The 9,238-nt window shown below is 66.2% G+C and carries 11 protein-coding genes; 5 read left to right on the plus strand and 6 right to left on the minus strand.

Features of this window, described 5'->3' with window-relative positions:
- Together JWM94_RS01880 and JWM94_RS01885 are read left to right on the plus strand one after the other, a co-directional pair.
- Nucleotides 1-833: Ppx/GppA phosphatase family protein (locus tag JWM94_RS01880; protein ID WP_299420612.1), on the plus strand; the 833-nt coding region annotated here is incomplete at its 5' end.
- Nucleotides 830-1,513, plus strand: a complete 684-nt coding sequence (locus JWM94_RS01885; RefSeq protein WP_299420615.1) for an RlmE family RNA methyltransferase — start codon at nucleotides 830-832, stop codon at nucleotides 1,511-1,513. The genes JWM94_RS01880 and JWM94_RS01885, both read left to right, overlap by 4 nt.
- Nucleotides 1,514-1,601: 88 nt before the next feature.
- On the opposite strand, the gene JWM94_RS01890 is transcribed toward JWM94_RS01885, so the two are convergent.
- A complete protein-coding gene (locus JWM94_RS01890; RefSeq protein ID WP_299420618.1) occupies nucleotides 1,602-1,925 on the minus strand; it encodes a hypothetical protein in 324 nt (107 codons plus the stop codon).
- A gap of 294 nt (nucleotides 1,926-2,219) precedes the next feature.
- Here JWM94_RS01890 and JWM94_RS01895 point away from each other — a divergent pair, with 294 nt between their 5' ends.
- On the plus strand, nucleotides 2,220-2,921 hold the full coding sequence (locus JWM94_RS01895) for a VC0807 family protein (protein ID WP_299420621.1): 702 nt from the start codon (nucleotides 2,220-2,222) through the stop codon (nucleotides 2,919-2,921).
- Between the two features lie 145 nt (nucleotides 2,922-3,066).
- Here the strand turns inward: JWM94_RS01895 and rpoZ are convergent, their stop codons facing one another.
- Nucleotides 3,067-3,411: a DNA-directed RNA polymerase subunit omega gene (gene rpoZ, locus JWM94_RS01900; RefSeq protein ID WP_299420624.1), complete on the minus strand. Its 345-nt coding sequence runs from the start codon at nucleotides 3,409-3,411 to the stop codon at nucleotides 3,067-3,069.
- 123 nt (nucleotides 3,412-3,534) lie between these two features.
- Between rpoZ and JWM94_RS01905 the strand changes: the two genes are divergently transcribed.
- Entirely contained in the window at nucleotides 3,535-4,704 is a 1,170-nt protein-coding gene (locus tag JWM94_RS01905) for a phosphatidylserine/phosphatidylglycerophosphate/cardiolipin synthase family protein (RefSeq protein WP_299420627.1), read from the plus strand.
- Between the two features lie 129 nt (nucleotides 4,705-4,833).
- Here JWM94_RS01905 and JWM94_RS01910 read toward each other — a convergent pair whose 3' ends face one another.
- The gene (locus JWM94_RS01910; protein WP_299420630.1) at nucleotides 4,834-5,460 is read right to left on the minus strand and encodes a methyltransferase domain-containing protein; all 627 of its coding nucleotides are present in this window, start codon (nucleotides 5,458-5,460) and stop codon (nucleotides 4,834-4,836) included.
- Between the two features lie 134 nt (nucleotides 5,461-5,594).
- Between JWM94_RS01910 and JWM94_RS01915 the strand changes: the two genes are divergently transcribed.
- On the plus strand, nucleotides 5,595-6,959 hold the full coding sequence (locus JWM94_RS01915; protein ID WP_299420633.1) for an MFS transporter: 1,365 nt from the start codon (nucleotides 5,595-5,597) through the stop codon (nucleotides 6,957-6,959).
- Here the strand turns inward: JWM94_RS01915 and rarD are convergent.
- The 3 genes from rarD to JWM94_RS01930 all read right to left on the minus strand — a co-directional run.
- A complete protein-coding gene (rarD, locus tag JWM94_RS01920) occupies nucleotides 6,937-7,824 on the minus strand; it encodes an EamA family transporter RarD (protein WP_299420636.1) in 888 nt (295 codons plus the stop codon). The genes JWM94_RS01915 and rarD overlap by 23 nt on opposite strands.
- 62 nt (nucleotides 7,825-7,886) lie before the next feature.
- Nucleotides 7,887-8,159: a DUF1905 domain-containing protein gene (locus JWM94_RS01925; protein WP_299420639.1), complete on the minus strand. Its 273-nt coding sequence runs from the start codon at nucleotides 8,157-8,159 to the stop codon at nucleotides 7,887-7,889.
- 12 nt (nucleotides 8,160-8,171) lie between these two features.
- A partial coding sequence (locus JWM94_RS01930) for an AAA family ATPase (protein WP_299420642.1) occupies nucleotides 8,172-9,238 on the minus strand: 1,067 nt, incomplete at its 5' end.

A 9,238-nucleotide genomic window follows, 5' to 3' on the forward strand; every position in this document is an offset into this window, starting at 1 on the left:
TGGCGTCGAGCGGGCGGCTGTCGGACGCGGCGATCGATCGCACGATTGCCGCTTTGCGCGTCTGTTCGGACAAATTGCGCCGCCGCAACGTGCTCGTGTCGCGCTCGGTCGCCACCGAAGCGTGCCGCCAAGCCGCCAACGGCGCCGACTTCATCGACCGCGCCTGGCGCGAGACCGGGATCCGGCTCGACATCATTTCGGCGGAGGAAGAGGCGCGGCTGGCGGTGCTCGGCTGCCACGCGCTGATGGAGCCGGGCGAGGGGCCGGCGCTGATCTTCGACATCGGCGGCGGATCGACCGAATTGGTGCTGATCGATGCCAGCGGGCCCGAACCGCGCGTGCTCGACTGGCATTCGGCGCCGTGGGGCGTGGTGTCGCTGACCGAGCATGCCGGGGGCGAGGGCCCGGTCGATCGGGCGGGACGGCTCGCCGCCTATGCGCACATGCGCCAACTCGCGACCGACAGCTTCGTCAAATTCGCCGACCGCTTGCCCAAATCGCCGGTCGCTCCGCGATTGCTCGGCACCAGCGGCACGGTGACGACGCTCGCCAGCGTCTATCTCGAGCTCGACCATTACGACCGCGCGCAAGTCGACGGGCTGATCGTCCCGGCGGAATCGATGCGGCGGATTTCGAGCGACCTGTCGGGAATGTCGCTCGCCGAACGCGCGCGCTTCCCGTGCATCGGCACCGAACGGGCCGACCTGGTCGTCGCCGGCTGCGCGATCCTCGAATCGATCATGGACGTGTGGCCCGCCGAGCGGCTCGGCGTCGCCGACCGCGGCATCCGCGAAGGCATCTTGCGCCGCTTGATGGGGGCGAACCGGCCATGAGGGGAAGTGGCGGCGGCGGCCATACGCGCGTCAAGACCGCGCGGCGCCGCACCGCGCAATCGACGCGCTGGCTCGAACGCCAGCTCAACGACCCGTACGTCAAGCGCGCCAAGGCCGAGGGCTATCGCAGCCGCGCCGCGTACAAACTGCTCGAACTCGACGAAAAGTTTGCGTTCCTGAAGGGTGTCAAGCGCGTGGTCGATCTGGGCCTCGCGCCGGGCGGCTGGGCGCAAGTCGTGCGCAAGGTTGCGCCCAAGGCGGCGGTGGTCGGGATCGACTTGCTGCCGGTCGACCCGATCGACGGGGTGACGATCCTGCTGATGGATTTCCTCGACGATGCCGCGCCCGGGCGATTGATCGAGGAACTCGGCGGCGCACCCGATCTGGTGATGTCGGACATGGCGGCGAATACCGTCGGGCATCCGCAGACCGACGCGCTCAGGACGATGGCGCTGGTCGAGACCGCGCTGGCTTTCGCGATCGACGTGCTCCAGCCGGGCGGGTGCTTCGTGTCGAAGGTGTTCGCGGGCGGCGCGGATTCGTCGCTGGTCGCGGAGATGAAGCGCAACTTCGCGACGGTGAAGCACGCGAAGCCGCCGGCGAGCCGGAAGGGGAGCGTGGAGTGGTTTGTGGTGGCGCAGGGGTTCAAGGGTCGAGGCCCTGATTTAGCGGAACGCTAAATCAGGTACCGGCCGAGACCCCGGCCGGCGTCGCACAGCGACGACCGACGGCGCGGCTTTGCCGCGACGCATTGCTACCGTCATCTGTTCAGGACAGAATTTCTTCGACCTCCACCGTCTGCTCGTCGGTGGCACCGGTGATCATCACATGCTTATATTGGCGCGACATTATTTCGGTGCTGAACTTGACTCGCTTCCACTGCATCACGTCGGGGCCGGTATCGCCGGCGCCATCCACCGACAGCGTCAGGATCAAGGTAGCGGGGCTGATGCCTTGGGGATGCGCCTTCACCAGTTTTGGCGTCTCATTGGCTTTGTGAACCTCGACCTCGCCCGTCACGACGAGGGTATGCGTCGACCCCACAAGGTCGGTCATCTCGACGGCTTTCCAGTTACGACTCGCATAGCTCATGGCGGATCCTCCCTTTGGAGAGACTTTACCGACGCGCGTTATTCGTCAAGTCTTCGCAATTGCACCCGGATTGTTTTAATCCGCAAACTATCGATACCACGCGGCATTAAGCATCGTGCCCTTTTATCCTGAGCATCGCGAGGATTCTTCATCCGATGTAGATTTCATTTGATCCGTACTGTCGTTGGTCGTTTCGCTACACAGTGCCGGCCGCGGTCTGCCTGTATCCGGAATTAGCTTTCGCCAAGTCCGCGCCTCGACCCTATCTACGCCACGAATTCAAGGAGGTGACGCGTGGACGAAAAACCGGGGCTGATGGCCGGCGTGACTGGCTGGCTCCGCAAAAATGCGGTGCACGCGCTGATCGAGGCGTTGGTCAACTTCATCCTGCCGTTTGCGATCTACACTTACGCCGCGCCCTCGCTCGGTGAGGTCAAGGCACTGATCGCATCCTCGGCGCCGCCGATTGTGTGGAGCCTTGCCGAATTCGCGCGGCGTCGCCGGGTCGATGCGCTGTCGGTGCTAGTGCTGAGCGGGATCGTTCTGTCGGTGTTGGCGATGCTCGGCGGCGGCGGCGCCCGATTCCTCCTGCTGCGCGAAAAGCTCGTAACCGGGGCGATCGGGCTGGTGTTCCTGGGGTCGGCGCTGATCGGCAAGCCGCTAGTCTACCAACTGGCGCGCGCAAGCATGCGCCGCAAGTCCGAGGTCGAAGCGGAAGCGTTCGAGGCGCTCCAGATCCATGCCGCGTTCCGCCGCACGATGATGATGATGACGCTGGTATGGGGGCTCGGCTTGCTGGCCGACGTCGCGGTGGCGGTGGTGCTGATGTTCACCCTGAGCATCCGCGAATATCTGATCGTGAACCCGATCGTCGGTTATGGCACGATGGGCGGGCTGAGCCTGTGGTCGTTCTGGTACGGACGACGCGCGAAGCGGCGCGGCGAGGCGCGGCGGGCGGCGGCACTGGCCGCACAGATGGAAAGCCCGGCAGAGTAGGATAACGAAAAGGCCCGCGATTGCTCGCGAGCCCTCCTAATGCATATCCGCCGCGGCAAAGCCGCGTCGTCGGTCGTCGCTTCGCGACGCCGGCCGGCATTCGGCTGTATCCGGAATTAGCTCGCGCTAATTCCGGGCCTCATGCTCAGCCGTCGTAGTCCCCGCCCAAATTCTGGTTCCGCGGTGGCGCGGCGGCGGTCAGGCGGAGCGCTTCCGCCGACTGCGCCAGCGAGCCGACTTCGTCCGGCGTATCGTCGTCGTCGACCTGGACCTTCTGCATGCCCGACACGACGGCTTCCTGCAGGTGATCGGGGCGCACGGTTTCCTCGGCGATTTCGCGCAGCGCGACGACCGGGTTTTTATCGCGGTCGCGGTCGATCGTCAGTTCGGCGCCGCCCGAAATCTGGCGGGCGCGCTGGGCTGCGAACAGTACCAGATCGAAACGGTTGGAAACCTTGTCGACGCAATCTTCGACGGTGACGCGCGCCATGAACGCTGATCCTTGCTGTGAAACCGGAATATGGGAAGGCGCGCGCCCTACGGCAACGGGGGGCAAAGAGTCAAGGAAATCGCGCCGCTTGCCCCGCGCTCGCACGCCCGCGATAGACGGGCGATGAGTGCCGAGCCAAGCTTCCATATCGACGGCGACACGCTGCGGCTGATCGCCGGGGGGCCGGAGCGGCTGACCGCGTTGCTCGATCTGATCGCCGGGGCGGAGCGGTCGCTCAGGATCATCTATTACATTTATGTCGATGACGAGGCCGGCGCGAAGGTGCGCGCGGCGTTGATCGATGCGGCGAAGCGCGGGGTCGACGTCAGGCTCATCGTCGACGGGATGGGCAGCGAGCACGCCGAGGCGCACGATTTCTTCGCGCCGCTCAACGAAGCCGGGGTGGCGGTGTGCCGGTTCGTGCCGCGCTGGGGGCGGCGTTACCTGTTGCGCAACCACCAGAAGCTGGCGCTGGCCGACGAGGCGCGCGTCATCATCGGCGGGTTCAACATTGAGGACGCCTATTTCGGCACGGTCGCGACCCAGGGGTGGCGCGACCTCGGGCTGTATATCGAAGGGCCGTCGGCGGCGCACCTGACGGGCTATTTCGATGCGCTCGACGGGTGGGCCAAGCGGGACGACTCACCGCTGCGCTCGCTGCGCGCGATCCTGTCGAAGTGGAGTCAGCCTGAAGGGCAGACGCGCTGGCTGTTCGGCGGGCCGTTTCGACGCCGCTCGCCCTGGGCGCGGTCGCTGCGCGCCGACATGAAGACGGCGATGCGCGTCGATTTGATCAGCGCCTATTTCGCGCCGAGCCCTGGCATGCTGCGCCGGCTCGACCGGATAGGGTTGCGCGGGATAGTGCGCGTCGTGCTGGCGTCGAAGAACGATCATGGCGCCGCGATCTGGGCGTCGCGCTTCACTTATGCCGGGCTGCTTCGGAAGCGCGTCGAGATTTACGAATACCAGCCGACCAAGCTCCACACCAAGCTCTTCGTGATCGACGACACGGTCTATATCGGGTCGGCCAATTACGACGTCCGCAGCCTGTTCCTGAACTTGGAGCTGATGCTGCGGATCGAGGACAAAGCGTTCGCCGCTTATGCCCGCGATTATGTCGATGGCGAGGTCGCGGAATCGGAACGCATCACACCGGCGCTGTACAAGGCGCGCACCAGCCCGTGGATGCGGGTCAAGCAAGCCGCGGCGTATTTCGTGATGGCGGTGCTCGACTATAACATCACGCGGCGGCTCAATTTCGGCCGCGAGAAGCTCAGGAAGAAGGTGGGGTGATTTGTTTACAGCTTGCGCTGAAGCGGTACCGGCCCGCTCCCCCACCCGACCGCCCATAGAATATCCTGATCGGGCGGTCGGGTGGGGGAGCGGGCCGGTACCGCGTCTGTTTCAGTAACTGAAACAGAATCAAACAGTTTCCTCGTCCTTCCACGCCCAGAAATTGTGACTGGGCGGGATCGCGCGCCATTCGATCGCATAGTCGATGTTCGACCAATGCGGGGTCAGGAAGTCGCGGACCTTGGGGCGGAACTGATAGACCAGGAACGCGCCGCCGGGCTTGAGTACGCGGTGCGTCGCGGCGGCGATCTGCGGCGCAACGCCATGCGGCAGGGTCGAGAAAGGCAGCCCCGACAGGACGTAATCGGCATGGTCGAAACCATGATCGGCGACGACCTTTTCAACGTCGGCGGCCGACGCGAGCACCGGAATGAACCGCGAATCGGTGAACTTGATCCGCAGATAGTCGACGAAATCCTCGTTGGTATCGATCGCGATATAGGTGCCGTCGGCGGGCAGGCGGTCGAGGATGTTCTGGGTAAAGGTGCCGACGCCGGGGCCATATTCGACGAACAGCTTGGTGTTCGGCCAATCGACGCGATTCAGCATCGTGTTCTGCAGCGTCTTGGTCGATGCGATCACCGACCCGACCATGCGCGGATGCTTGAGGAATCCGCTCAGGAACATCGCCCAAGGAGAGGGGAGCTTGCGCGCGCGCGTTTCCTCGTGGGCGAGGGCAAGGCGGGACTGAACCATGATCTTCCTTAGCTTTTTGCGTGCGCAAGCGGGCGCGACCAGGGAACCCCTGTCGCAAAGGCGGAACGTTCTAGCAAGGTTTTTAGGTCCGCACCCGGGTTGCACCGGGGCGTTCGCGGGTTCATCGGCGGGGCATGAAGCCCGCCATCGCCCAGCGCCTGGACCGCGATTTCGCGTTGCTGTTCACCGTCATGCTGACGATCGCGGCGGGCAACACTGCGCTGCAATCGGTGCTGCCGGCGATCGGCCGCTCGCTTCACGTTCGCGACAACGCGGTCGCGGCAGCGTTTTCCGTGTCGGCGTTGCTGTGGGTGATCGCCGCACCGTTCTGGGCCAACCGCTCGGACCGCAGCGGGCGGCGATCGATGATTCTGCTCGGGGTCGGCGGGTTTGCGGTTTCACTTAGCCTCTGCGGGATATTCCTGCTCGCCGGAATCAATGACTGGATCAGCGGGACCGCAGCGTTCCTGCTCTTCATCATCGGGCGGCTGATCTACGGCACGCTCGGCGCGGCGGCGCCCCCGGCGGTGCAGGCGATTGTGGCGGGGCGCACGACGCGCGAGGAGCGGACCAGGGCGCTGACACTGCTCGGCTCGGCGTTCGGGCTGGGGACGATCCTGGGGCCGGCGATCGCGCCGTATCTGTTGCTCGGCAGCATCGGCGCGGTGACGGTGGGGCTGTCGGGGCCAGCGTTTCTGTTCGCCTTGTTCGGCGCGGGAATGTTCGTGGTCGTGCTGCGGAGACTGCCCGACGACCGGACCGAGGCGGCGCTCGACGCGCCCGGCTCGCATGGCGCGGCCAATGCCTATCCCTCGATCGGCGGGCAGTCCTCGGGGGCGAGCATCGCCGCCGCGATCGCGCCGCGCGCGCGAAGGACCGGATCACGCGACTCTCGCAGTCTCGGATCGAAGCTCTGGGCGGAGGTATGCAGCTTTTTCGACCCGCGCATCCGCGCCTGGATGATCGCCGGATTGGTGTTCGGCCATGCCCAGGCGATGACCGGCCAGGCGATCGGTTTCCTGGTGATCGACCGGCTCGGCCTGCCGCCGACCGAGGCGCTCCAGCCCACGGGCATCGTGCTGATGATGGGCGCGGGCGCGGCGTTGCTGGTGCAATGGGGGCTGATCCCGCTGCTCAATCTGACCCCGCGCTGGATGATGCTGATCGGCCTGGTGATCGGCGCGGCGGGGTGCGCGCTGACCGGGCTCGCGACGTCGCTCTACGGCATCGCGACGGCGTACGCGCTGGCCAGCGTCGGGTTCGGCTTTGCCCGCCCCGCCTTCACCGCCGGGTCGAGCCTCGCGGTCGGGCCCGAGGCGCAGGGGTCGGTCGCGGGCAAGGTCACGAGCATCAACGGCGCCAGCTTCGTGCTTGGCCCGTCGATCGGCGTCGGGCTGTACGAAGCGCAGCACTCGCTGCCGTATTTGACCGCGGGGGCGGCGTGCCTCGTGCTGGTCGGCTATTGCTGGCTGGTGCTCAGGCCAGGTCGGGAAGCGTGACCGCCGCGCGCCGCGCGGTCAGCGTCGCGCCCGCCGCATAGATCGCCAGCGCGACCCAGATCAGCCCGAACGCGGCCCATTGCGGCACGGTGACCGCCTCGCCGTAGATCGCGACCGCCAGCACCAGCTGCAGCGTCGGCGCTAGATACTGGATCAGCCCGAGGTCGCTGTAGCGCACCCGCCGCGCGGCGGCGGCGAACAGGATCAGCGGGATCGCGGTCAGCACGCCCGATGCCGGGAGCAACCAAAGCGCCGGCCCGGCGGCGAGCGACGCGCCCGCAAACCATAGCCACGCAGCCGACGGCGGCGACAGGATCGCGGTTTCGACCAGCAGCCCGTCGATCGCATCGACCGGCGTCACCTTGCGGATCAGTCCGTAGGTGCCGAACGAGAAGGCCAGCGTCAGCGGGATCACGGGCACGCCGCCTTGCTCGTATGCGAGAAACGCGACCCCGCACCCCGCCAGCGCGACTGCGACTGCCTCGATCCGCCCGAGCCGTTCGCGCAGCACCAAAGTGCCGAGCAGCACGTTGACCAGCGGATTGATGAAATAGCCCAGGCTCGCTTGGGCCACATGCCCGCCATTGACCGCGATGATATAGACCAGCCAGTTGATCCCGATCAGCACCGACGACGCGGTCAGCGCGAGCATCAACCGCGGCGTCGTCGCGATCCGCCTGAGCGCCGCGCCATGCCTAAGCGCCGCCGCGAGCACGCCGAGCAGCACCAGCGAGAAGAGGATGCGGTACGCCAGGATGTCGGGCGCTGGGAGCGGTTTGAGCAGCTTGAGGAACGCGGGGAGCAGGCCCCAGATCGCGTAGGCGGCGACGCCGTAGAGGATGCCGGGGTTTATGGGGCGGCGCATGCGGGGGCTGTGGCGGAAATGGGAGCGGTTGGCGAGCGGTACCATTTGACTTGGGCCCGCGCCTAGTCGTCCGTCGTGATCGTCACGAGGCACTCGTCGTTGGTGTCAACGCCGGCTTTCTTGCACTGCGGCTCGCTCAGGTTGAAGAAAAAGACATCCGAACTCTTGCCCCACGGATGGATGGTGCGCTCGAACGGTGCGGAACCATTGAGGGACACGCTCGCCGAGAAGGACGCCGTGTGACCTCGCACATGTTCGGGCGCGACGACCATGTAGCGGGGCAGCTTGGCCTGTTTGCGCAGGATCCTCGCGCGGAAGCTGACGGTGCAAGGCATTCGCGGTTTCGCTCAGTCGGTCCCCTTCGGGCCATGCGGTCGCAACTGCCCCGGCGCAATAAACCCGATCGGTTGCAACGCCGAGGCGTCCTGTTTCAGCCGCGCCGCCATTTGTTCGTATTCGCGCTCCATTTCCGCCGTCACGCTCGCGCGGGAATCGTCGAGTGCCGCGTCGAAATCAGCCATCGTCACCTGTTTCACGTCGATGTTCGCGCGCAACGCGATCAGGCCGGCGCGCCTCGTCAAATCCTCAAGGTCGGCGCCGGTGAAGCGGTCGGTGCGGCTCGCCAGCGCGTCGAGATCGACATCGTCGGCGAGCGGCATCTTCGCGGTCTGGATGGCGAGAATCCGCCGCCGCCCCTTCTGGTCGGGGACGCCGACATAGATCAGCTCGTCGAACCGCCCGGGGCGCAACAGCGCCGGGTCGATCAGATTGGGTCGGTTGGTCGCGCCGATCACCACCACAGACTGCAATTCCTCCAGCCCGTCCATCTCCGACAGGATCGTGTTGACCACGCGCTCGGTGACTTGCGGCTCGCCCATCCCGCCGCCGCGCGCGGGGACCAAACTGTCGAGCTCGTCGATGAAGATCACGCACGGCGCGACTTGCCTGGCGCGCGCGAACAATTTGGCGATCTGCTGCTCGCTCTCGCCATACCATTTGCTGAGCAAGTCGGACGATTTGGTCGAGATGAAGTTCGCCTCCGCTTCGCGCGCGACCGCTTTCGCCAGCAGCGTCTTGCCGGTGCCGGGCGGGCCGTAGAGCAGGAAACCCTTGGCCGGGCGGATGCCGAGCCGGCGGAACGCGTCGGGGTCCTTGAGCGGGAGTTCGACGCCTTCCTTGAGCCGCATCTGCGCGTCGTCGAGCCCGCCGACATCTTCCCAGCGGACGCGCGGCGCCTCGACCATCACCTCGCGCATCGCCGATGGCTGGACGCGTTTCAGGGCATCGAGGAAATCCTCGCGCGTCACTGCCAGCGTATCGAGCACCTCGGGCGGGATCGTACGGTCTTCGAGGTTGAGGCGCGGCATGATCTTGCGCACCGCCTCGATCGCCGCCTCGCGCGCGAGCGCCGCCA

Source organism: Sphingomonas bacterium (assembly GCF_028289855.1).
Taxonomy (GTDB): Bacteria; Pseudomonadota; Alphaproteobacteria; order Sphingomonadales; family Sphingomonadaceae; genus Sphingomonas.